Here is a 23252-nt window from a genome sequence, read left to right on the forward strand (position 1 = left end):
ATTTAGAGTGCCCTGACTTAAAAATAAAAAACGCCCGAAAACGGACGTTTTTTGATATATAAATGCTTAAAGCTTAGAAACCAACTCAGGAATGACCTGGTTCAAGTCACCTACCAGCCAGTAGTCAGCAATAGCATTGATTGGAGCTTCTTCATCTTTATTGATCGCTACGATCACTTTAGAATCTTTCATACCAGCCAAATGCTGAATCGCTCCAGAGATACCTACAGCGATATAAAGCTCAGGTGCAACGATCTTGCCAGTTTGACCCACCTGCATATCATTTGGTACAAAGCCAGCATCAACTGCGGCACGTGAAGCACCTTGTGCAGCACCAAGCTTGTCAGCGAGCGGATCAAGGATTTTATGATAGTTCTCGCCTGAACCTACACCACGACCACCGGATACCACAATACGTGCACCAGCCAGTTCAGGACGTTCAGATTTGACGATCTCTTCATTTACGAATGACGAAACACCAGCATCTTTCACTTCACCAATCGTTTCAACTGTTGCAGAACCGCCTTCAGCAGCTACTGCATCAAATGCTGTACCACGAACTGTACCTACAATAACATCTTCTGAAGATTCAACAGTCGCGATCGCGTTTCCTGCATAAATCGGGCGACGGAAGGTTTTAGGACCTACCACAGCCACGATATCAGTTACCATGCTGACATCAAGCAGAGCTGCCGCACGTGGTAAAATATTTTTACCGGAAGTTGTAGCAGCAGCAAGAATATGCGAATAGTTCTTGCCAATTTCTGCAATTAAAGCAGCAACATTTTCAGCCAGCTGGTTGGCATAAGCTACATTATCAGCAAGTAAGACTTTACTTACACCAGCAACTTTAGCAGCAGCATCAGCAACTGCCTGAGCACCAGAACCTGCAACCAATACAGTGATATCACCACCGATTTCTTGAGCCGCAGCAACAACATTTAGAGTCGCAGCATTCAGGGTGTTATTGTCGTGCTCAGCGATAACTAAAATACTCATGATTTTTATCCTTCTGTATTAGATCACTTTCGCTTCATTTTTAAGTTTGTTGATCAGTTCATCAACAGACTTCACTTGCACCCCTGCCTGACGTTCAGCCGGAGATTCAACCTTAACAGTTTTCAGCTTAGAAGCTGCTGTTACGCCATAATCTGCTGGAGACTTGGTTTCAAGCGGTTTTTTACGTGCTTTCATAATGTTTGGCAGAGCCGCATAACGGGGTTCATTCAAACGCAAGTCAGTGGTAATAATTGCAGGAAGTGATAGCTCAACAGTTTGCAGACCGCCATCAATTTCACGGGTTACCTGAACCTTGCCACCTTCAACTTTAACTTCTGAAGCAAAGGTACCTTGGCCGGCACCAAGCAATGCGCCCAGCATCTGACCGACCTGATTACTGTCGTCATCAATAGCCTGTTTACCCAAAAGGATAATTTCTGGTTGTTCCTGCTCCACGATCCCTTTTAAAATTTTGGCAACTTCGAGTGCCCCAATTTCATCAGTCGCAGTTTCTACTAAAATTCCGCGATCAGCGCCTAGAGCCATAGCAGAACGAATTTGTTCCTGTGCTTCTTTAGGACCAATAGAAACCACTACGATTTCTGATACTGTTCCTTTTTCTTTTAAGCGAACCGCTTCTTCCACTGCGATTTCACAAAATGGGTTAATTGACATTTTAACGTTAGTAAGGTCTACCCCACTATGGTCCGGCTTAACGCGAACTTTAACGTTGGCATCAACCACACGTTTTACAGCAACAAGAGCCTTCATGTAATCCTCGGCTGTTTTAGCAAAAGTAAATGTTGAGAAAAGCTATGATAACTCTTCAATTAAAATTTTTTAGGTGCCTTATCTTGCAATGGGTATGGCATTTGGGTCAAGTCACAATTACCTTTGGAGACGTAAAAAAGCGTAAAAACCGTGAAATGCAGAGTTCATAAAAAAATGTAAAAGGGATCTTAGGGTAATTACTCTACTAGTTAACTGATATTTATATATTTATTTTTATTAAAATTTTATGATTCAAATTCGGGTATTAAAGTCAGAAAACCTGAACCGGTACTGAAGTGATTTAAAGGCTGGTAGCTTAAGTTTTAAAGTATGACTGTACAGATCAAAAATGTCATTTAAGACACAACCAGAACAGCTTATTCAGCTTTTAGCTTACAAGAAACCAGCATTCTGGCCTTAAAACGCTTTAACACAATCAAATTTTCTAATGTACTTTAAATCTAAAAAGCATGCCTAGATAGCATGCTTTTTATATTCATCAGTTCACTAGAAGCCAAGTGGCCGCCATTGCAAGCAATCCACCCGAGGTTCCATCAATCCATTTCTGTTTTTTTGCATCAATGGAAGTTTTTTGTGTAATTTTGGCAAAGACCATACTTAAACTGCAATATACAATAAAAATGAGCCCAATAAAGATAAAGGATAAAATTAAGCCCTGACTTACTGTATTTTGTGTTTTATCAATGAACTGGGGAAGAATAGCAAAATAGATCAGCATTCCTTTTGGGTTCAGTAAAGCCGTAAAGAACCCCTTCCTGACCGAATTTGTATGAGGTATCTCTTCAACTGTCACTTTTTTCTGATTAAACACAGACTTCAGCAAATTAAAAGCCAGATACAACAGATAGGCAATTCCTATATAGCGGATCGTATCAAACAGCAAGGGTGAAGATACAATAATTGCTGCGATTCCTAAAGCAACCAGAACTGAATGAATCAGATAGCCAAAACATATACCAAAAGTTGCCATCATGCCTGCTTTTGCATCTTTACCCATGACTTGTGACAAGATAAACAGCATATCTGGTCCAGGTGTGAAAATCAGGGGAAGCACAGTCAATGCAAAGAGTACAAATACAGACATTTTCTTTTTCCTGTTGAATGTCCTGAATCAGGAAAATAAGTATCTACAAAAAGCTGTAAAATAGGATTTCAAATATTTTATAATAAGAATTAATTTTCGAATAAAATTCTAATTTATGAAACAAGATTCTAAATTAATTCGAATAAAGCTAGATCGCATCGACAGAAATATCATTCAGGCATTACAAAAGAATGCCCGTATCCAAAATAATGATCTGGCCACAGTCATTGGACTATCCCCCTCTTCGTGTTTACGACGAGTCAAACTGCTTGAAGAAGCTGGCATTATTCAGCATTACACTACTGTCGTAGATATGCAGAAAATCGGTTTTCAACTGATTTTATTTTCACGAATCTGGCTGGTTGGGCAGGATGCTGAAACTATCGATACTTTTATTTGTGCAATGAAAGAACTGCCCCAAGTAATGGAGTGCTATATTATTTTGGGTGAATGTGATGCAATGCTTAAAGTTGTAGTACCTGATCTGGAGAGTTACCGAAAATTTCAATCTACACATCTGACTAAAAAGAATGGTATTACAAGCGTAAAAACAGATTTACCTAGTCAAATTATTAAACAAAGTTTTCAGTTGCCTCTTGATGACCTTTGATTTTAGCTCGACTTAGATTCCTGAATGATGGCATATGGCAGTATTTATTTTGCTTCATCTAATGACTGTTCCTTGAAGCAATATTTTCCTCTTACATTATTGAAGGAATTCTGTTTTGTGAGTATATAAATCAGCCACTCTTTCTCTTAAGAGACAATCAGAAACTGCTCTTTTAAATAATTATTTTAGTCAAAATATGGGGCATGTTTTGTATAGGGGTATCCTTAAGTAGCATCCTTGCCCGATGCTCAGTTGGAAGTTTCATTAATAAGCTTAACTACTTTTTTCCTTATAGCTTACTGTTCAAATCCAATGTCTATAATTTCAAGTAATATAATTTTCTAAAAAATCGCGATGTACATGACTCAAAGCAATCAATTCATATTGAGACAGCCCAAATATTCTCCATACTTCTATAAAGTCTTCTTTTAAGTCTATAGGCATTAGAGCATGAGCAGTTTCTTGCCACTTTTGATCTGAAATCCAGAGATAAGTTTGCAAGGTATCAGAATGCATAGCCTGAATTTTACCCTCGACATTGATTCCCTGAACCAGGGTATGAGCAGGCAGCGCCGCTTCAATAGTAGGTAAACTGATTTCTACAAAATGTTTGACCTGACGTAAGCCATACCCAGCAAATATATCTTTCTGTGCCGAACTTAGCTCATCATATTTCTGTTGAATATTGACTATCATTTTAGGTCCCCATTTCTATTAAAATATTCCAGTGATGAGAAGAGAAACCGGTTCATTTTCCTATCTCGATCACTATAAAATTAAGCTGTTTTTATACTTGAAAAATTAAGTTTTGATTATTCTACAATAGTTCTAGTTTTAGGTCAGATGGATTTTAGTTATTCTTTTTAGAAACTATTTATTTAATTTTAACAGCTCTGGGATGGGCCTGATCATAAATTTTAGCCAGATGGTCAAAGTCAATATGGGTATAAATCTGGGTGGTACTCAAATTACTATGGCCCAACATTTCCTGAACTGCTCGAAGGTCACCACTATTAGAGAGCATATGACTTGCAAAACAATGCCGGAGTAAATGTGGATGCAGATCAATATTTACTCCAGCCCGCAGTGCTTGTAACTTGACCCGGTTCTCAATTTGCCGGGGTCCCAGCTGGCCGCCTTTTTGACTGATAAAAACTGCCGAATCTGCATTAAATTGGCCTTGCCAGAGCCGATAGACTTCGAGCCACTTCAGCAGACTCTCATAAGCTTGAGTACCAAATGGTACAATTCGGGTCTTGTTACCTTTACCTGTAATACGCAATAGTCGTCGATTAAAATCGATATCTTTCATACACAGACTTTGTAATTCTGTTAGGCGTAATCCGCTAGAGTAAAGTAGCTCCAGCATGGCTTTGTCACGCAGCCATAAATGCCGGTCCTGAAGTTTTTCAGGCGCCGGCTGGTCCAGAATCTGCTGCACCGTTTCAATATCTACCATGCCGGGCAATGGCCGTGGCTGCCGTTTAAGCTGAAAGTCATCTGCAGGATTAAAACCAAGATATTGACCCTGCTCAGCCCATTTCATGAACTGCCGTATGGCAGATAAATGGCGTTGCAGGCTGCTGGAGCTTAACTGCTCTCGTTCTACCTTTAAAGCCAAGTATTCACGCAAATCTGAAGCTTCAATACTGTTCAGCGGTAACTTCTTAACAGCACAGAAATCCAGAAAATCTTTTACATCACGTGCATAGGCACTTAAAGTATGGGCAGATTGATTCTGGATCTCCCGCTCTTTGAGCCACATAGAAAGCAAGTGTAATGCCTCAGGCTGCATCCTGCCCTCTCTGGGATTGAATAGAACTTTTAATACTATTTAATTCGGTTTTAATTACTTTGAAAATAACGCAAATCCAAACGGCCTTCATAAACATTTGCTGTAGGACCTGTCATCCATACCACATCACCCTCACGCCAGCCAATCTGTAACTTACCGCCTGCCAGCTCGACTTCCACTTCTGGGGCAAGCAGACCACGGCGCATGCCACTTACCGCAGCAGCACAAGCACCTGTACCACAGGCCAGTGTTTCTCCAGAGCCACGTTCAAAAACACGTAAGCGCACCTGTTTTTCATTCAGGATCTGCATGAAGCCGACATTCACACGTTCAGGGAAGCGTACATGTGATTCTACTTGTGGACCAATAGCTGCGACCTCAGCAGTCAGTACATCTGGCACAATAGTTACTGCATGGGGATTCCCCATATTCACCACATCAATTTTAAGCAGTTGGTTGTTGTTCAGCTCTAGTGCATATAAAGGATCAGTTTCTTCTGTTACAAACGGAATGAGCTCTGGAGCAAATTTCGGATAGCCCATATTAACCCGAACCCAGCCGTTTGGCCCCAGTTCCGGCTCGACAATACCGGATTTGGTCTGTACTTTAATTTTGGTTTTCGTGGTTAACTGGCGCTCATGCACAAAACGTGCAAAGCAGCGCACTCCATTACCACACTGCTCTACTTCTGACCCATCTGCATTAAAAATACGGTATTTAAAATCAGCAGTAGGTATGTCTGGTGGCTCAACAATCAGGAGCTGGTCAAAACCGATACCAAAGTGACGATCTGCCAGGCGCTGAATAGTAAGCGTATCGAAATAGGCACGCTGGGTAATCAGGTCCACGACCATAAAATCATTACCCAGCCCATGCATTTTAGTAAATTCCAGCATGTTTTTTACTCACACTTCTGGTAACAGATGTTCACGTTCCCACAGCGACTCAATAGTCTCACGTTCACGCACCAGATATGCCTGATGATTATTTACCATAACTTCTGCTGCCCGTGCTCGTGTATTGTAATTAGAACTCATCACAAAGCCGTAAGCGCCAGCACCCAGAACGGCCAGAAGGTCATTCTCTGCCAGCGCCAGTTTACGCTCTTTCCCTAGAAAATCGCCTGTTTCACAAATAGCACCCACGATATCCCATTCTTTTTCCTGAATATCCTGATGTGGTTCTACTGGTTGTATATCCATCCATGCTTCATAGAGTGCAGGTCGAATCAAATCATTCATTGCAGCATCAATGATAGCAAAATTACGGTAATTGGTTGGCTTGAGTAGATCTACTCTGGTAAGCAGTATACCTGCATTGGCTGAAATACTGCGGCCCGGCTCCATATAAACTTTCAGCCCTAGCTTTTGCAAAGCCGGTTTCAGGGCATTTGCATATTCCTGTACAGTCGGTGGCACTTCATCTTTATAAGTTACGCCCAATCCACCTCCAATATCGATGTGCTTGAGCTGTATCCCCAACCCATTAAGCTGTTCAATCATCAACATGACGCGCTCCAAGGCGTCTACAAACGGTTTGGTTTCAGTCAGCTGTGAGCCAATATGACAGTCAATCCCCACGATATTCAAATTAGGCAGTGAAGCTGCATACTGATAGGTTTCAAATACGCTATCTGAAGGTATACCAAACTTATTTTCTTTTAAGCCCGTTGAGATATAAGGATGAGTTTTTGCATCGACATCCGGATTTACCCGTAGGGAAACAGGCGCCTTCTGACCCAATTTTTCAGCAACTTTCTGAATACGGTCAAGCTCGGCATGAGATTCAACATTAAAACAGGCAATTCCAACATTTAAGGCTTTTTCAATATCTGCTTCAGTTTTTCCAAGACCTGAAAATACTACTTTAGCCGGATCACCGCCAACAGCCAGAACACGAGCCAGCTCACCACCAGTGACAATGTCAAAACCGGCGCCCAGTTTGGCCAACACACCCAGAACCGCAAGATTGGAGTTAGATTTTACGGCAAAACAGATCTGATGATCAATGAAGTCAAATGCACGGTCCATATCTGTATAGTGTTTTTCAAAAGCCTGTTTTGAATAAACATACAAAGGTGTACCAAACTGCTGTGCAAGCTGCTTCAGTGAACATTGCTCTGCATGCAACACCCCATTGATGCGGGTAAAACTCATGAATGTATCCTTATCTGTTCTGCTTATGGTGTAGGTTGAGTAGCTGGTTCAGCATCAGGTGCTGCAAAAGTCTCGCTTACTGGCTCGTCAGATTGCTGGGCTTGATGGGTATCGCTGGGCTTGCTTTGCTCGGGCGCGGTATTTGGATAAAGCAGATATCTTGCACGTTTATCATAATTGGGATCATTGGGTAGCTGTAAAGCCCCTGACTGACCGCAACCGGCAAGTAGAGTCGCCGTAACCAATACACTGATGTAGCAAACGACAAGACGCATCTGGCCACCTATTCGATAATTTCCATAAAGTATACTGTGATCAATATTTTGACCATAGTGTTTCAGGCTATAGAGATTAAAGCGAGATGAAAAAAAACGCCAGTTCTAAACTGACGTTTTTTAACAGTTACTGCAAATTATGATTTCTTGCTTTTAGTAAAGAAGTAGCCAATGGCCAGAATAATCAGCCACAACGGGCTAACCTTGAGCGCCTGGAATGTATCTGCTTCCAAGGACAATACATAAACCATCCCAATAAAGAAAATAATGACCACCCAGCAGGTAAATACTCCACCTGGCAATTTGAAAATTGACTTGGCATGCAATTCCGGACGCTGTTTGCGGTAGTTAATATAACTCCACATAATGATGATCCAGACACAGATGAACAGAATAGTTGACAAGGTTGTTGCCAGCGTAAATGCCTGAACTGCGTTTGGAACAAAATACTGTAGAGCAGCTCCCAACAACAGACAGACAGCTGAGAAATACAAGGCATTTGCCGGAATAGCGCGTGATGTCAGTTTACCAAACCAGCGTGGTGCCTGAGCTTCACGGGACAGGCCAAATAGCATCCGGCTGGTTGAAAACACACCACTGTTCATTGATGACATGACCGAAGACAGCACTACGAGGTTCATAATAATTGCAGCTGCTGCTACGCCTGCTTGACTGAACAGGTTTACAAACGGGCTGATATTAGGATCAATCTTATTCCAAGGAGTAACTGACATGACAATCAATAGCGCCAGCACATAGAAAATAATAATCCGTATTGGAATTGAATTAACCGCTTTAGGTAAATTACGCTCCGGGTCTTTAGTTTCAGCAGCTGTTGTACCGACCAGCTCCACGCCAACAAAGGCAAAAATTGCAATCTGGAAGCCTGCCAGGAAACCGCTCATCCCTGTGGGGAATAGACCATCATGTGACCACAAGTTAGTAAAGGAAGCTACTTCACCTGCTGTTGAAGTAAAGCCAGTAAAGATCATCCACAGACCTACGGCAATCAGTACTACAATGGCAATAATCTTGATCAGGGCAAACCAGAATTCCATCTCGCCAAACAGTTTTACGGTAACCAGATTCAGCCCCATAATAAAGACAATTGACGCAATACTGATCAATACACCTTCTAATGGTGTAAAAGGTAGGCCATTATTAAAGAATTGCAGGTAGTAAATAATTGCGGATAAATCAGCAATCCCTATAGTGATCCAGCATAGCCAGTAAGTCCAGCCAACAAAATAACCTGCCCAAGGACCGATCAAATCAGCAGAAAAATCAATAAATGATTTATAGTGCAGATTAGAAAGTAGCAGTTCTCCTAATGCACGCATCACTAAAAAGACCATTACCCCGATGATCATATAAATGAATAAAATGGATGGTCCTGCCAAACTGATCGTTTTCCCTGATCCCATGAATAAACCGGTACCAATAGCACCGCCAATGGCGATCAGCTGCAGGTGACGGTTCGATAAACTCCGTTTTAGCTCTCCCTCCTCTTCTGGAATAGAGCTATGCATTTGGTTAGACATTTTTAATTTCTTCTTAAAACATTTTGCAACAAACTTAGCTCAAAACTCATCTAAAACAAAAATTATTTTTCACTCGGCAACATTCTTTTGAACATTAATTAACCAGAGAATTAATTTTATTTTTTCATATAGTTTAATTTTCATATAATATTTAATAGTCTTTTTTTAAATTTAATATATTAATTAAATAGTTATATATAAATTATCCCTATATTTCCATTAAATAATAACTTTAAATCACTTCGACTAATTATTGTGTTTTTCCTAACACAATAATGGGAAAAATTTACTGCTATTTCTTATATTAAACATTCCTATTGCCAGACCTCCTATAAAACAACTTCTTTGTGCCCCACTTGGGTAGAATCCTTATAGTTCTGAAGAATATATAAATTGCTTTCTGACGACATGATCTAACGTTCTATATGTACGAAGCTTTCCGTTTCAGCAGCTTTATCTCTACAATAGAACCCTTTTCCAAAGGTTATATATTTCGATTATGGCTAAAGCAAAAACGGTTTATCGCTGCGAACAGTGTGGAGCAGACCATTCAAAATGGGCAGGTCAATGCTCAGAATGTGGCGAATGGAACAGCCTGACAGAAGTTGTGGTAGAACCTGCCGTGAATCACCGTGCCAAACCGAATTTAGGAGGCGGTTATGCCGGACAAGCTGCCAATATCACGACTTTAAACAAAGTCTCGGTCTCTCATGAAACGCGCCTGCCGACTGGTATTGGTGAGTTCGACCGAGTCCTCGGTGGGGGTCTGGTTACAGGCTCTGTTGTCCTGATCGGTGGTGATCCGGGTATTGGAAAATCCACTATTTTGCTACAGACTGCGACACATATGGCAAGTGCAAACAGCGCTGCGCTCTATGTTACAGGTGAAGAATCACTTTCGCAGGTTGCGTTACGCGCTCAGCGTCTAGACCTGCCGACTGACCGGCTAAAGGTTATGGCTGAAACATGTGTTGAAAGAATTTGTGAAGTTCTTGCCCATGAGCGCCCGGCGGTTGCCATTCTTGATTCTATCCAAACTTTATACACTGAGACCTTGCAGTCTGCCCCAGGCGGTGTCTCGCAAATCCGTGAATCAGCTGCCTTATTGACTCGTTTTGCTAAAAATAGTGGAACAGCATTATTTTTGGTTGGTCATGTGACTAAAGAAGGCGCATTGGCCGGGCCTCGTGTACTTGAACATATGGTCGACTGCGTACTGTATTTTGAAGGTCAGTCAGATTCACGTTACCGCATGATTCGTGCAGTCAAAAACCGTTTCGGTGCTGTCAATGAGCTGGGCGTATTCGGGATGACAGATAAAGGCCTGCGGGAAGTAGCCAACCCCTCTGCAATTTTCTTGAGCCGTTACGATGAAGCTATTCCTGGATCAATTGTTATGATTAGCCGTGAGGGCACCCGACCTTTATTGGTCGAGGTACAGGCTTTGGTCGATGACGCTCATGGGCAGCCACGGCGGGTTGCTCTGGGTCTCGAGCAAAACCGTTTAAATATGCTGCTGGCAGTAATGCACAGGCACGGCGGTGTACAAACCTCGGGACAGGATGTTTATGTGAATGTAGTGGGCGGTTTAAAAATTACTGAAACAGGTTCTGACCTGGCAGTACTTCTGGCATGTGCATCGAGTTTGCGTGGTAAAGCTCTCCCCCAACAACTGGCTGTATTTGGCGAAGTCGGCTTGTCTGGGGAAATCCGTCCAGTTCCCAATGGGCAGGAACGTCTTAAAGAAGCGGCCAAACATGGGTTCAAGTACGTAATTTTACCTCGAGCCAATGCACCACAGAAACCGGTACCTGGTGTTCAGGTGATTGCGGTGGCCCGGTTACATGAGGCTTTAAGCGAAGCGCTACAGCTGAGTGATGAACTGTCTTAATATATGGTAATCATTTAATTTGAAAAAATACCGATCTAGCATTGAATTTCTATATAAAAGCCGGCATAAATAACATATCGAAATCGTTTAGATATAGGAAATTTTGATGGAAGTACACCAGCGTGGCTTGATGGCCGGTATTTTAATGGCGGCCTTGGTTATGTCACCTTTGGCTGAAGCAAAACGTGCCGGCGGTGGTAAGAGTATGGGTATGTCACGTTCTGCGGCACCTACCCAGTCTTATCAACAGCCTCGTCAGGCAGCTCCGGTTCAACAGCCTGCAACTGCGCCCCAGCGTTCTGGTCCGGGTGTAGGTTCAATGGTTGCTGCAGGTGTAGCAGGTGCTGCAGTAGGTGCAGTAGCAGCGAATGCTTTAGCAGATGACAATAATACCAACCCAAATGCACAGACAGCGGCAAATGATCAGGAGCTGGCTGCACAGCAACAGGCTGAACAAGAGAAAGGCGGCATTCCTGGCTGGCTCTGGGTTTTGCTTGCAGCCGCAGTTGCATTTTTTGTATTCCGTAAATTCGGAGCAAAAAAAAAACTAGCTACTAACAATCCGTATGCACCAAACTCAGCTGGACCAAATTCATCACCATTTGGCCAGCATAATGCAGCACCGCGTACTCAAGACAATACCAATATTTTCGGTCAGTCAGTTGGCGGCAGTTCAACTGCAGCGAACACGGCAAATAATGCGCCATTTGGTACGGCCTACACGAATAGTGGCCAACAGTTACCAGATGGCACTGAACCGGCAGCATTCTTGCGTATTGCGCGTCAACGTTTCAACCATATTCAGTCAATGAATACGGCGAGTAATATTGAAGAGATCCGTCGTTATTTAACTCCGGAACTTTATAATGCAATGCGTAGTGACATTATGGCCAATCAGGACCAAGATGTTGCCGAATTCAGTAACCTAAATGCTATGGTAGTTGACAGTGCAACTGAGAATGGTCAGTATGTGGTCAGTGTACGGTTTACAGGTACAGTGAGTGAAGACTTAAACAGTCTGCCACAACCTTTCTCTGAAACCTGGCATTTTGTTAAACCTGCTGGTTCTCAGCAAGACTGGGTAGTTGCAGGCATTCAGCAAGACTAATTGTCTTTGCTCATAAAAAAACCGCTCTTTCGAGCGGTTTTTTTATTTTAAACTCAAGCAATCTGTGCAGGAAATGTAATGACATTTTCCAGCCGCATCTGTCGGGTTGCTATCATTAATAAACGATCAATTCCCAAGGCAATTCCTGAACATTCCGGCATATACTGTAGAGCGGTCAATAAATTTTCATCTATTGGCATGATAGGTAGGCCAAGTGTACCTCGTTCTGTATTGTCAGCTTCAAAGCGTTCCCGCAACACTTTGCTATCAATTAGCTCATCATAGGCATTAGCCAATTCCAGTCCTTCAATATAAAGCTCAAAACGGGCCGCTACCTGTTCCCCATCCTCATCAGTTTTCACTTTGGCCAGAGAAGCTAGCTCTGGTGGAAAATCGGTAAGAAATACGGGTGCATCAAAGCCTAAACTTGGCTCGACGAAATGTGAGAATAGCAGATCAATATAGGCAAGCCGGTCATCACTCAAATCCAAGTTTATGCCTAAACGGTTGGCAGTATCTTTCAGGAGTTTTACAGAAGCTTGTAATGGATTAATATCTAGACGATCTTGAAATGCATGTTTATAACTTATTACCACCGGGCGCATTTCACCAAAACGTTGCGCCAGACATATATTTAAAAGCGCTGTGGTTTCATGCATCAAATCAAGAAGACTAAAACCTGGCCGGTACCATTCCAGCATGGTAAATTCACTATTGTGTTTGCGGCCATGCTCATCATCACGAAACACCTTGCAGATCTGGTAAATCGGACCGCTTCCACTCGCCAACAGCCGCTTCATGGCAAACTCGGGCGATGTCTGCAAATAATGTATCTGCAACCTCCCTTCTACATGGCGCTGCGCTGATACAGACGCAAGATGTACATCAGTGACTCCAGCCTGTGAAAGTACAGGTGTTTCAACTTCCAGCACATTCCGTTCAGCGAAGAACTGACGAATCTGGGTGTACATGGTAGCACGTGCCTGCATTACTTCTAATGTACAGGTGGGCTGATAACTATGTTTCATGCCTGAGGCCCCCCATGCGCAGACCATTCACGGCGCAGTGGGTAAGTCTTACGCAAGTGGTCAAAAGCCTGCTGATCAATCCTGCCGTCCTTTAGACAAACACGTAAATTCTGGTCATCTCGGGCTATATCATAAATTTTGCCGAGACAAGTTTTGAGAACAGTTTTAATATCTGCCTGTTCAGTAAAATATTGTTCGCATACGGGTAACTGGCTTATAAAAGTCTTGCTGGCCATAAAACCAAATTTTTCACAGAAAGCTTCATAAATCATTTGTGTTCCTCTGGCCTTTCCTTCCAGACTATAACCAGCAATATGGGGTGTAACCAGCTTTACCCATTTTAGGAGCTCTTCAGAGATCACGGGTTCATGTTCAAATACATCCAGTACCACCAGACGATGTGTGGTTTGTATATCATGGATTAAAGACTGCTCTTCAATAACTGGTCCTCTTGCCGAGTTCACCAGAATTGCCTGAGTTTTCATAAGAGCCAAAGTTTCGGCATTAATTAAATGATGAGTAGGATAATGCCCTGTTTTAGTTAATGGTACATGGAGAGAAACTGCGTCCGCTGAAGCCAGCAACTCGTGCAATGGAACCTGTGTAACTGTCAAGTGACTAACCAGAGGATCATAACCGATTACTTGCCAGTCTAGCAGTTCTGCCATATAAGCCAGCCGTGAACCGACATTACCCAGACCAATAATCCCCAAGGTAAACTGTTTTCCAGCATCCAGTAACTCTGGTTTTAAATACAGTAATGCCGTAATTACATATTCAGCAACGGCCTGTGCATTACAGCCCGCTGCATTTGACCAGCTAATCTGCTGCTTTTCTAAAGCAGGAATATCAAGATGATCTTTTCCGATTGTAGCACTACCAACAAATTTTAATTTTGTATTTTCAATAAGCTGCTGATTGACACGTGTTACAGAACGTACCAGTAAAGCATCCGCATCCTTCACATCCTCATGCATGAGGCTACGGCCAGCACGATGGTCAATTTCAGCGAAATCTGAAAAAAAGTAGTCTGTAAAAGCAAGATTCTCATCTGCTACGATCTTCATCTTCAGTCATCCGGGCATTAAAATATTATTATCAACCGAGATGAGCTGGATCACAATCCATCCTGTTTTTTTATTAAGCAGTAGTGAGGATAGAACTTTTAGCTATCCCAATAGAGATTTTCAGATCTTAAATGTATTTTAAGGTAATTATTTTTATATTTGATTTAATTAAAACATACACTTTTTTATAGTAAAAATGATATCTACGCTTTAATTCTTTATATAAATAAATTATTTAATTACATCAATAGAATTATATAAAAAAATGAATTTATTATTTTTAAACGCTTACAATCTAAAAAATTACGAACTCTTTACGTAATAATTTTTTGTACTCATCTACTATTTTCTTATCCTTATAAAAAAGGTTTTAAGCATGAGTAGTATTAGCGTCCCAACCCAAGAAAAAGATCTAAATCCTTTTATTAAAATTAAAGAGAATTTACTCAACAAGAGACCAGAATATTTAAATATTGATCATCCAGAAGATTTATTTTCCAGCGAAGTCAATGAATATTTAAGCCAGTATCCCCTTACCCTACATATTGATATCTGTCTGCATGATCTGAACGGGCATGTCCGCGGCAAACAGATTGATGTTCAAAGTTTGAAGAAGATTTATAAAGGCTGCTATTTTCCCTTGTCTGTCTATGCTATGGATCTAGATGGCAAAGTGGTTGAGGAAACAGGTCTCGGAAAGTCAATCGGTGAGCCTGATATGCTCTGCATACCGATTTCCGGCACATTACAACCTTGCGCTATTCAGCCTGAGACGCATGCACAGCTTTATCTGACCATGCAAGATGAAAATGGTGAGGCCTGTAAATATGAACCCCGCAATCTTTTAAGCCATATTATCGCTCAGCTTCATCAGCAGGACTATTATCCGGTGATGTCGGCTGAGCTTGAGTTCTATCTCTACAAGCAAAATGCAGATGGGGAAGATGAGGTTTTATCAAGTCAGTGCTTTGACCTGAATACGCCTGATGACTATCAGTATGTACTTGAAGAAGTAGAGCAGATTGCACGTTTACAATCTATCGAAATGATCGGTATTGTTGCAGAAGCCGCCTCTGGTCAGTATGAAATCAATATTCAGCATACTTCGAATATTTTACGGTTATGCGATCAGATCATGGCGCTAAAACGTATTATCAAGCAGGTGGCCAGAAAACATCAGCTGCATGCCAGCTTTCTTGCCAAGCCCACCCTGCTAAAAGCGGGTAGCGGCATGCATTTTCATATGAGCTTGTGTAATGCTTCCATGCAAAATCTGTTTAGCTCAAATGATCTGTCTACACCATCAAAAATGTTGTTAAAAACGATTAGTGGCATGATTCAGCTAATGCCTGCATCAATGGCTATATTAGCCCCCAACATTAATTCCTACCGCAGATTTACACTTGGTCATCATGTTTCACTGGAAGCAAACTGGGGAATTAATAACCGCAATGTTGCCATCCGTATACCTTGCTCCGATCAGGAAAATCAGCGTCTAGAATACCGTGTAGCTGGCGCAGACTGTAATCCTTATCTGGCTATTGCTGTCATACTGATTGCTACCTTACATGGTTTAGAACACCAGTTAGATACTCCGCAGCCAGTCCATCTTGCGAAATCAAAACATGAGCATATTAATTTACCCAAGTATCAGCTCGAGGCATTAAATCTTCTTAAGAACAATCCGGTATTAAAAAAATATTTAGGTAAAGAATTTATAGAGGTATGGTGTACAGTAAAATCTGCTGAATATTATAATGTTTATAACCAGATTACTGAAACCGAACAAAACTGGGATATTTAATTTTAATTATAGTTAATACTCCAAATATCAAGTTTAAAAAGCTAATATACCTATTAGCTTTTTATTTATATAAATAAAATTCAGCTAATTAAAAAATAAGTGCTGAGAAATTTTATTTGCCCAGAAAGCGCAGCCCAACTCCAGGTTCAGTGATAATATATTGAGGATGAATTGCATCTTCGCCCAGTTTATTTCTAAGCTTAGCCACCAGTATTCTAAGATAATGTGTATCTTCCTGATGGGTAGGTCCCCATAGCTCCTTTAAAATTTGTGGTTGAGTCAGTAACTGCCCCCGATTTCTGGCCAGCAATGAGAGCAGATGAAATTCTTTTCGGGTAAGAGCAACCGCCTGGCTGTTGATATAGGTCTGTCTCTGTACAAAATTGATTTTTAGATAACCATCGTCATAGTCATGGGTTTCAGTCTGGTTTAGCCTGCTCCTCAAGACCACACGAATCCTGGCCATGAGCTCTTGAACGCTAAACGGTTTGGTTACATAGTCATTGGCTCCGGCATCCAGCAAGGTCACCTTTTCTTGTTCATCTGAGCGTACCGACAGCACAATAACTGGAATTTCACTCCAGGACCTGAGTTCTTTCAATACGTCCTGACCATCCAGATCAGGCAGGCCCAAATCCAGAATAACCAGTTGCGCACTTTGGGAAGAGAGATATTCCAGCCCCTGCATAGCCGTGCCAAATAGCTGAGTCTGGTAGCCTTCTGACCTTAATGCGATTCCTAAAAATTTCCGGATTTGCGGTTCATCATCAATCACTACGATTCTGGTTTCTGCTGGGTGTATATTCACAGTTATTGCCTTTTAATCTTGTGAAATATGGACAGGTAAAACAATCTGAATATTGGTCCCTTTATTTTTGAGACCAATCTGCGCCTTAATACTTCCTATATGTGCGGAGATAATGGCTTTAACAATCGCCAGTCCCAAGCCTGTCCCAGTAGGATTACGGTCGCCATGCATGGTATAGAACATATCAAAAATTTTTTCTCGGTCAGCAATATCGATACCTTTACCCTGGTCACTAATATCAAACTGGATATGTGCGGTATCAGGTTGTGAAAGAATAATATCAATTGGCTGATCTTCAGGATTAAATTTGGCAGCATTTTCCAGCACATTAAATAATGCCTGTTCAATCAGTGCAGGATGTACATAAATTTTCAGCTCTTGCGGCAGGCGTTGAATATTAAACTCAACTACAGGTTTATAACGTTTTAAGCGTCTGGTTGCTGTATCCACCAGTTCATGGACCTCAATCCAGTCACGCGTCAGTTTCAACCCCTGATAGCCCAGTCGAGTCATGTCCAGCAAATTCTGTATATAACGGTCTAGACGTTCTCCTTCCAGCCCTATGGTCTCGAGTAAAGTAAGCTGGTCTTCTTCGGTCATAGTAGACTTGTAAGTAGCAATAGTATCTGCTGCTCCTATCATAGCAGCCAAAGGTGAGCGCAGGTCGTGAGACACCGAAGAAAGTAAAGCTGAACGAAGTTTTTCAGTTTCAGAGCTGATATTGGCATATTCCAGTTCCTTGCTGAGCTGCGTCCTGGTAATAGCTTGGGTAATATATTCCACCATAGCTTCAGCCAGACGTCTTTGTTCAATATTCATTTCCCTCTGATTTTCTGAAATATTGAGCCCGATAACACCTATACATTCTTTCGAAGCCAATAAAGGCAGAAACCACCAAGCACTTTCACTCAAAGTCTGGGTAAAACGCCCGGAAGGCTGGTGATTCTTCAATGTCCAGTTTGCCGAAATTTTTTCTTTTTCAGTCAGCAGATTTTCATCTGAGCTTAGTGCTGTTTCATCACTCAGCTTAAACCAGACCTGAACATTTAAACTTTTTTCCAGACTGTTCTGTCCGATTTCAATGACCTGCTGCAGGTCAACCGCAACAGAGAGTTTCTGCCCCAAATCCTGCATAATACTGTTATAGCTGTTTGCCGATCTTAGGGCGACCACCTGTTCACGCAAGCGTGATGCCAAACGGCCCGCAATAAGTGCTGCTGCCAGAAACGCCACTACAGTGATCACACTTTTATGAGCCGAAATCTGGAAAGTTAATGTCGGTGGAATAAAGAAAAAGTTATAGGCAAAGAAAAAAAGAATAGCTGCAAGCATGGCAGCAGTCATTCGGGTATTGGCTGCAACAAAAATAACCGCAGTAATAAAAATCAGTGATAGCTCTTCAACTTTTAAGTATTGCACACTTAGTTTTGCAATCAGAATACTAGTTACCGTTGTGATCAGTACAAAAATCAGTTCTTTTAAATTTAAGACATAATTTTGCCTGTTAAAACGGTAGGCTTGCGGCTTACCTTGCTGAACCGGAACAATACTCAGTTCAAATGCGGGTTGATATTTTAACAGCTGATGGGCTAAGGGCGGCCTTAACCAGCTGTAAAATAGCGGCCGACGTTCCTGTTCTAGTACCAGTGTTGAAATTCCCCGTTCACAGGCAAAATTGTACAGTGACCCTGCGTAATTTTTTCCATATAGAATATCAGTCATTCCCCCTAGCTGCCGTGCCAGATGAAGCGCCCGCTCAATTTCCCTGCCTGTACTTTGAGTTTCAAATGAGATCGGATTATAACCGGATGCTGTAGTTAAAAATGCGACTACAGTCCATTTTGCATTACGACGTTCGGCAATACGGCTTCCTATCCGTACTAATGCTTCAGAGTTCTGGTTACCCTGAATCATGATTAGCACATGATTATTTAAGGGCGTTAGCGAAAGACCCTTTACATCAAACTGCTCCCGTGCATCTATATCAATATGATGGGCCACCGTCTGTATGGCCAGTTCACGTAATGCTGTCAAGTTGGCAATATTAAAAAAGCTTTTCAAGGCATGCGCCGCCTGATCAGGTACATAAACTTTACCCTGATTTAAACGCTCCAGCAGCTCATTTACCGGCAAGTCGATGAGGCGTATATCACGGATACGCTCAAAAATCTGATCTGGTACGGTTTCTTTTACCCGTATTCCCGTAATCTGGAATATGACATCGTTCAAGCTTTCCAGATGCTGAATATTCATGGTGGTAAAAACATCGATACCGGCATCAAGAAGCTCATTAATATCCTGCCAGCGTTTTTTATGGCGGCTCCCGGGTATATTCTGGTGCGCCAATTCATCTACCAGTACAATGTCTGGATGGATCTGTAAAATACTGTCCAGATCCATCTCTTCAAGATTATGGTTTTTGTATTCAACTATCTTTCTTGAAATCACAGGCAGGCCGGCAACCAGCTCCTCAGTTTCCGGACGCCCATGAGTTTCAATATAACCAATTGCTACATTCTGGCCCTGTCCATATAGCTCATGCGCACGTGACAGCATGGCAAAAGTTTTTCCCACTCCTGGTGCTGCACCCAGAAAAATTGTCATGTGCCCCGTCTGATGACGCTTGACCTGCTGTAACAGTATATCGGCCTTATTTGTTTGTATATTTGTCATTTTTCATTCTTAAAACAGAGGATCATCAATCTCTTAAGCAAGGTATTAATGATCCTGAACGTGCAATTTCAGTATAAATGAAATCTTGAAAACTTATTTTCGTTTTAGCTGATCAAGTGCAAGATTCAACTCCAGTACATTTACCCGGTTTGAACCTAATACTCCAAATGTTGGCTGCTGGGCGTATTTAAGGACAAGTTCCCTTACCTGCTGTTCAGGCATACTACGCTGTTCAGCAATACGCTTTACCTGTATGAGAGCTGCCCGTACGCTAATTTCAGGGTCAATCCCGCTTCCTGAAGCAGTGACCAGATCTTTAGGGATCTGATCTGGCTGAATTGCTTCAAGGCTGGCAACCTGAACAATACGTTCAGCGATCACTTTCTGAAGTTCGGGATTGGTTCTGGCCAGATTACTTCCCGCCAGCGCCATGGGGTCATAATTGGCCACTGATGGCCGTGAATGGAAATAAGAAGGAGCAGTAAAAGGCTGCGCCACCAGTTTGGAACCAACAACCTTGCCTTCATATTTAATCAGGCTGCCATGAGCCTGCTCTGGAAAAATTGCTTGTCCGATCTTTGTTGCAGTCGCACTATAACCAAATCCGCATACTATTAAGGCGATCAGACTTAAACCGATTGCGGGCCTGATTAAAGCACTCATGGCTGGCTGTGTAACAGGCTGAGTTAATATTTGCATATGATTCTCCTTAAACACCCATGATCAGGCTGACAATCAGGTCAATGCCCTTAATAGCAACAAAAGGCAATATGACTCCCCCCACGCCATAAATCAGCATATTTCGGCGTAATAGCTGAGTTGAAGTGGAAGGCGTAAATTTGACACCGCGCAATGCTAGTGGAATCAGTAATGGAATAATAATGGCATTAAAGATCAGTGCAGAAAGAATGGCACTTTCCGGACTGGCGAGTTGCATGACATTGAGTACCTGCATTTGTGGAATAGCCAATACAAATAAAGCCGGTAATATTGCAAAGTATTTAGAGATGTCATTTGCCAGCGAGAAAGTTGTCAATGTACCGCGGGTAATTAGCTGCTGTTTCCCAATCTCAACCACTGCCAGCAGTTTGGTCGGATCTGAGTCCAGATCTACCATATTACCGGCCTCTTTAGCAGCCTGAGTTCCAGAATTCATAGCCAGACCAATGTCGGCTTGTGCTAATGCCGGTGCATCATTAGTACCATCCCCTACCATTGCCACAAGATGACCATTTTGCTGCTCGCGGCGAATACAGGCCAGTTTGTCTTCTGGTTTAGCCTCGGCGATATAGTCATCTACGCCAGCTTCAGCTGCAATTGCAGCCGCAGTCAGAGGATTATCACCGGTAATCATAACGGTCTTGATTCCCATCTCTCTCAGGCGTGCAAATTTTTCTTTAATGCTGGGTTTGACCACATCAGATAGTTCAATCACTCCAAGAATATTCTGGTTTAAACTGACTACCAGTGGCGTTGCACCTTTGGAGGCTACCTGCTCTACCCGTGTTTTCAGTTCAGGATTATTTTCAAGAGACTGAGAGGTAAATTTCAAGATTGCATCTATGGCTCCTTTGCGGATTTGCTGGCCAGTTTCCAGATTAATTCCAGAAATACGGCTGGCGGCATTGAAAGCAATAAATTCGGCTTGTTCTGGCTGGTGCACATGCTCGCCCAGTTCTTTTGCCAGAGACACCACAGATTTACCTTCTGGTGTAGGATCAGCAAATGATGTTAATACTGCTGCCTGACGTAGCTCAGATGGTGTTACGCCAGTTAGTGGATAAAATGCAGTTGCCTGACGGTCTCCATAAGTAATGGTTCCGGTTTTATCCAGTAATAGCACATCGACATCTCCCGCTACTTCAACCGCCTTGCCAGATTTGGCAATCAGATTGGCTTTTAATGCGCGGTTCATGCCAGCAATACCAATGGCAGGCAATAAACCACCAATCGTTGTCGGAATCAGGCAGACCAGTAAGGCCACCAGTACAATCGGATCAAGAATAATACCTAGAGATCTGGCTATGACCGGCAGGGTTGCTACCACCAGCACAAAGGTTAGGGTCATAACCGTCAATAAAATCCCCAGAGCAATCTCATTGGGAGTTTTCTGGCGGTTTGAGCCCTCAACCAGTGCAATCATCCGGTCCAGGAAACTATGTCCAGTTTCAGCAGTGACCTGTACAATAATGCGGTCAGTCAGAACTTTGGTTCCTCCGATCACACCAGAACGGTCCGTCCCTGCTTCACGCAGTACGGGTGCAGATTCGCCAGTAACCGCAGCTTCATTAATCGTGGCAAAGCCATGCACAATTTCACCGTCTGCAGGAATCAGCTCCCCTGCCCGGATTTCTATTAAATCATTTAGAGCCAGTACTGTAGCAGCAATCTGTTCGCCCTCCTTATCCTGCAAGGTTTTTAAACGTCGGGCCGTGAGGTTCTGACGAGCCTGCCGCAGGGAAGCTGCCTGCCCGCGTCCTTTGGCCTCTGCTACAGCTTCTGCATAATTGGCAAATAAGACCGTAATAAAAAGAATAAAAGTAACAGTCATCCCAAAAAACAGCTGGGTCTGTCCGAACACTGTACTGAACAATGTAATCAAGGTTCCCAGCCATACCACTGCCATTACCGGATTTTTAATCATGTGCTGTGGGAGCAGTTTAATAAAGGCATTTTTCCAGGCAGTGCTCTGGTATAGAGCAGGAACTTTTTGTGTTTGATTCACAGATTTCATTATTTTCCCCTTAGCCCTGAACCAGTAGTAAATGGTCAGCAATGGGTCCCAAGATCAAGACGGGCATGAATTGTAAAAGAGTTAGCATGACCACAATAGCAATCAGTGTTAAGGCAAACGTTGGCGTTTCTACTTTCAGACTGCCTGCACTTTCAGGTGCCTGCCGTTTAACTGCCAGACGCGCAGCAATCAGTAAAGGAATAATCAGTGCCGGAAAGCAGCCTGCCAGCAGTGCAATACTACAGCTGATATTCCACCAGACAGTATTATCAGCCAGTCCTTCAAACCCAGAACCATTATTGGCAAAGGCCGAAACATATTCATAAAATACCTGGCTGATTGCATGACTCCCGGGATTACTGTTACCAGTAAGTTCAGGAAAGAACAGGCTTATTGCAGTGAACAGTAAAATAATTACTGGCTGAATAAGAATAACCACAGCCAGTAATCTGATTTCAGGCGCTTCCACTTTTCGGCCGAATAGCTCTGGTGTACGACCTGTCATCAGCCCGGCAATAAATACCGCCAGGAACAGATAGACCAAAAACTGCTGCAAGCCACAACCAATTCCACCCCAGATGGCATTGATCAACATGTTTGACAATGCAACCAGTCCAGTCAATGGTGCGGATGAATCATGCATCATATTGACAGAACCATTATTCACCTGCGTTGTCACAGCAGCCCAGAGTGCTGAAGAACTCTCAGCAAAGCGGACTTCTTTACCTTCCATTGATGAGATATTTGTGGCTGTATCAGATAAGCTTTCTGACCAGATTGCGCCAGTCGCCGAGATGACTGACATCAGCAGCATTGAACCAAATACAAAGCCTGCAAATTTTGGACGTCTGGTCAAAAAACCCAGCATGACAATAATAGAAACTGGA

At 42.5% G+C, this 23252-nt stretch carries 20 protein-coding genes; 4 read left to right on the forward strand and 16 right to left on the reverse strand.

The genetic code is table 11. The annotated features are described in order from the left end of the window. Positions 1-66 precede the first annotated feature (66 nt). The 3 genes from B3X18_RS04110 to B3X18_RS04120 form a co-directional block, all read right to left on the reverse strand. The gene (locus B3X18_RS04110) at positions 67-999 is read right to left on the reverse strand and encodes an FAD-binding protein (RefSeq protein WP_005027104.1); all 933 of its coding nucleotides are present in this window, start codon (positions 997-999) and stop codon (positions 67-69) included. Between the two features lie 18 nt (positions 1000-1017). After that, positions 1018-1770, reverse strand: coding sequence for an electron transfer flavoprotein subunit beta/FixA family protein (locus B3X18_RS04115; protein ID WP_005027106.1), 753 nt, complete (start codon positions 1768-1770; stop codon positions 1018-1020). A 499-nt stretch (positions 1771-2269) separates the two neighbouring features. Next, on the reverse strand, positions 2270-2875 hold the full coding sequence (locus tag B3X18_RS04120) for a LysE family translocator (protein ID WP_005027109.1): 606 nt from the start codon (positions 2873-2875) through the stop codon (positions 2270-2272). A gap of 115 nt (positions 2876-2990) precedes the next feature. Between B3X18_RS04120 and B3X18_RS04125 the strand changes: the two genes are divergently transcribed. After that, a complete protein-coding gene (locus tag B3X18_RS04125) occupies positions 2991-3485 on the forward strand; it encodes an Lrp/AsnC family transcriptional regulator (protein WP_005019243.1) in 495 nt (164 codons plus the stop codon). Positions 3486-3809: 324 nt separating this feature from the next. Here the strand turns inward: B3X18_RS04125 and B3X18_RS04130 are convergent, their stop codons facing one another. The 6 genes from B3X18_RS04130 to B3X18_RS04155 form a co-directional block, all read right to left on the reverse strand. Further along, positions 3810-4181 (reverse strand): hypothetical protein, encoded by a 372-nt coding sequence (locus tag B3X18_RS04130; protein WP_005027111.1) that lies wholly within the window; start codon positions 4179-4181, stop codon positions 3810-3812. A gap of 178 nt (positions 4182-4359) precedes the next feature. Then, positions 4360-5250, reverse strand: coding sequence for a site-specific tyrosine recombinase/integron integrase (gene xerA, locus B3X18_RS04135; RefSeq protein ID WP_169332038.1), 891 nt, complete (start codon positions 5248-5250; stop codon positions 4360-4362). Between the two features lie 80 nt (positions 5251-5330). Then, positions 5331-6176, reverse strand: a complete 846-nt coding sequence (dapF, locus tag B3X18_RS04140) for a diaminopimelate epimerase (RefSeq protein WP_026443958.1) — start codon at positions 6174-6176, stop codon at positions 5331-5333. Positions 6177-6185: 9 nt separating this feature from the next. Continuing rightward, on the reverse strand, positions 6186-7436 hold the full coding sequence (lysA, locus tag B3X18_RS04145; protein WP_026443959.1) for a diaminopimelate decarboxylase: 1251 nt from the start codon (positions 7434-7436) through the stop codon (positions 6186-6188). 23 nt (positions 7437-7459) lie between these two features. Beyond that, positions 7460-7711: an LPS translocon maturation chaperone LptM gene (gene lptM, locus B3X18_RS04150; RefSeq protein WP_005027117.1), complete on the reverse strand. Its 252-nt coding sequence runs from the start codon at positions 7709-7711 to the stop codon at positions 7460-7462. Between the two features lie 137 nt (positions 7712-7848). Continuing rightward, complete coding sequence (locus B3X18_RS04155) at positions 7849-9252, reverse strand: amino acid permease (RefSeq protein WP_005019232.1); 1404 nt, start codon at positions 9250-9252, stop codon at positions 7849-7851. Between the two features lie 499 nt (positions 9253-9751). Here B3X18_RS04155 and radA point away from each other — a divergent pair, with 499 nt between their 5' ends. Then, positions 9752-11143: a DNA repair protein RadA gene (radA, locus tag B3X18_RS04160; RefSeq protein WP_005027120.1), complete on the forward strand. Its 1392-nt coding sequence runs from the start codon at positions 9752-9754 to the stop codon at positions 11141-11143. Between the two features lie 106 nt (positions 11144-11249). Continuing rightward, complete coding sequence (locus tag B3X18_RS04165) at positions 11250-12251, forward strand: Tim44 domain-containing protein (RefSeq protein ID WP_005027122.1); 1002 nt, start codon at positions 11250-11252, stop codon at positions 12249-12251. A gap of 53 nt (positions 12252-12304) precedes the next feature. On the opposite strand, the gene epmA is transcribed toward B3X18_RS04165, so the two are convergent. Together epmA and B3X18_RS04175 are read right to left on the reverse strand one after the other, a co-directional pair. Next, positions 12305-13279, reverse strand: coding sequence for an EF-P lysine aminoacylase EpmA (epmA, locus tag B3X18_RS04170; protein ID WP_005027123.1), 975 nt, complete (start codon positions 13277-13279; stop codon positions 12305-12307). Then, positions 13276-14346: a 4-phosphoerythronate dehydrogenase gene (locus B3X18_RS04175; protein WP_005027126.1), complete on the reverse strand. Its 1071-nt coding sequence runs from the start codon at positions 14344-14346 to the stop codon at positions 13276-13278. Before B3X18_RS04175 ends, epmA begins: the two co-directional genes overlap by 4 nt. 376 nt (positions 14347-14722) lie before the next feature. On the opposite strand from B3X18_RS04175, the gene B3X18_RS04180 reads away from it, so the two are divergent. Next, the gene (locus B3X18_RS04180) at positions 14723-16150 is read left to right on the forward strand and encodes a glutamine synthetase family protein (RefSeq protein WP_034670376.1); all 1428 of its coding nucleotides are present in this window, start codon (positions 14723-14725) and stop codon (positions 16148-16150) included. Positions 16151-16262: 112 nt separating this feature from the next. Here B3X18_RS04180 and B3X18_RS04185 read toward each other — a convergent pair whose 3' ends face one another. From B3X18_RS04185 to B3X18_RS04205, 5 genes are all read right to left on the reverse strand, one after another. After that, complete coding sequence (locus B3X18_RS04185; protein WP_005027129.1) at positions 16263-16958, reverse strand: response regulator; 696 nt, start codon at positions 16956-16958, stop codon at positions 16263-16265. 12 nt (positions 16959-16970) lie between these two features. Beyond that, on the reverse strand, positions 16971-19631 hold the full coding sequence (locus tag B3X18_RS04190) for a sensor histidine kinase (RefSeq protein WP_005027132.1): 2661 nt from the start codon (positions 19629-19631) through the stop codon (positions 16971-16973). A gap of 93 nt (positions 19632-19724) precedes the next feature. Beyond that, entirely contained in the window at positions 19725-20330 is a 606-nt protein-coding gene (kdpC, locus tag B3X18_RS04195; protein ID WP_005027135.1) for a potassium-transporting ATPase subunit KdpC, read from the reverse strand. A gap of 10 nt (positions 20331-20340) precedes the next feature. Then, on the reverse strand, positions 20341-22365 hold the full coding sequence (gene kdpB / locus B3X18_RS04200; RefSeq protein ID WP_005027137.1) for a potassium-transporting ATPase subunit KdpB: 2025 nt from the start codon (positions 22363-22365) through the stop codon (positions 20341-20343). Between the two features lie 10 nt (positions 22366-22375). Continuing rightward, on the reverse strand, positions 22376-23252 hold an 877-nt coding region (locus B3X18_RS04205; protein ID WP_286935148.1), incomplete at its 5' end, for a potassium-transporting ATPase subunit KdpA.

The organism is Acinetobacter sp. UBA6571, assembly GCF_002434085.1.
Taxonomy (GTDB): domain Bacteria; phylum Pseudomonadota; class Gammaproteobacteria; order Pseudomonadales; family Moraxellaceae; genus Acinetobacter; species Acinetobacter radioresistens.

What these genes read in the sequence shown, in the direction of transcription:
- lptM (WP_005027117.1), bottom strand. Translation starts at nt 7,711, where the DNA reads ATGCGTCTTGTCGTTTGCTACATCAGTGTATTGGTTACGGCGACTCTA.
- B3X18_RS04115 (WP_005027106.1), bottom strand. Translation starts at nt 1,770, where the DNA reads ATGAAGGCTCTTGTTGCTGTAAAACGTGTGGTTGATGCCAACGTTAAA.
- B3X18_RS04165 (WP_005027122.1), top strand. Translation starts at nt 11,250, where the DNA reads ATGGAAGTACACCAGCGTGGCTTGATGGCCGGTATTTTAATGGCGGCC.
- xerA (WP_169332038.1), bottom strand. Translation starts at nt 5,250, where the DNA reads ATGTGGCTCAAAGAGCGGGAGATCCAGAATCAATCTGCCCATACTTTA.
- B3X18_RS04190 (WP_005027132.1), bottom strand. Translation starts at nt 19,631, where the DNA reads ATGACAAATATACAAACAAATAAGGCCGATATACTGTTACAGCAGGTC.
- B3X18_RS04130 (WP_005027111.1), bottom strand. Translation starts at nt 4,181, where the DNA reads ATGATAGTCAATATTCAACAGAAATATGATGAGCTAAGTTCGGCACAG.
- dapF (WP_026443958.1), bottom strand. Translation starts at nt 6,176, where the DNA reads ATGCTGGAATTTACTAAAATGCATGGGCTGGGTAATGATTTTATGGTC.
- B3X18_RS04110 (WP_005027104.1), bottom strand. Translation starts at nt 999, where the DNA reads ATGAGTATTTTAGTTATCGCTGAGCACGACAATAACACCCTGAATGCT.
- B3X18_RS04175 (WP_005027126.1), bottom strand. Translation starts at nt 14,346, where the DNA reads ATGAAGATCGTAGCAGATGAGAATCTTGCTTTTACAGACTACTTTTTT.
- B3X18_RS04180 (WP_034670376.1), top strand. Translation starts at nt 14,723, where the DNA reads ATGAGTAGTATTAGCGTCCCAACCCAAGAAAAAGATCTAAATCCTTTT.
- kdpC (WP_005027135.1), bottom strand. Translation starts at nt 20,330, where the DNA reads ATGCAAATATTAACTCAGCCTGTTACACAGCCAGCCATGAGTGCTTTA.
- epmA (WP_005027123.1), bottom strand. Translation starts at nt 13,279, where the DNA reads ATGAAACATAGTTATCAGCCCACCTGTACATTAGAAGTAATGCAGGCA.
- B3X18_RS04125 (WP_005019243.1), top strand. Translation starts at nt 2,991, where the DNA reads ATGAAACAAGATTCTAAATTAATTCGAATAAAGCTAGATCGCATCGAC.
- B3X18_RS04155 (WP_005019232.1), bottom strand. Translation starts at nt 9,252, where the DNA reads ATGTCTAACCAAATGCATAGCTCTATTCCAGAAGAGGAGGGAGAGCTA.
- B3X18_RS04120 (WP_005027109.1), bottom strand. Translation starts at nt 2,875, where the DNA reads ATGTCTGTATTTGTACTCTTTGCATTGACTGTGCTTCCCCTGATTTTC.
- kdpB (WP_005027137.1), bottom strand. Translation starts at nt 22,365, where the DNA reads ATGAAATCTGTGAATCAAACACAAAAAGTTCCTGCTCTATACCAGAGC.
- lysA (WP_026443959.1), bottom strand. Translation starts at nt 7,436, where the DNA reads ATGAGTTTTACCCGCATCAATGGGGTGTTGCATGCAGAGCAATGTTCA.
- radA (WP_005027120.1), top strand. Translation starts at nt 9,752, where the DNA reads ATGGCTAAAGCAAAAACGGTTTATCGCTGCGAACAGTGTGGAGCAGAC.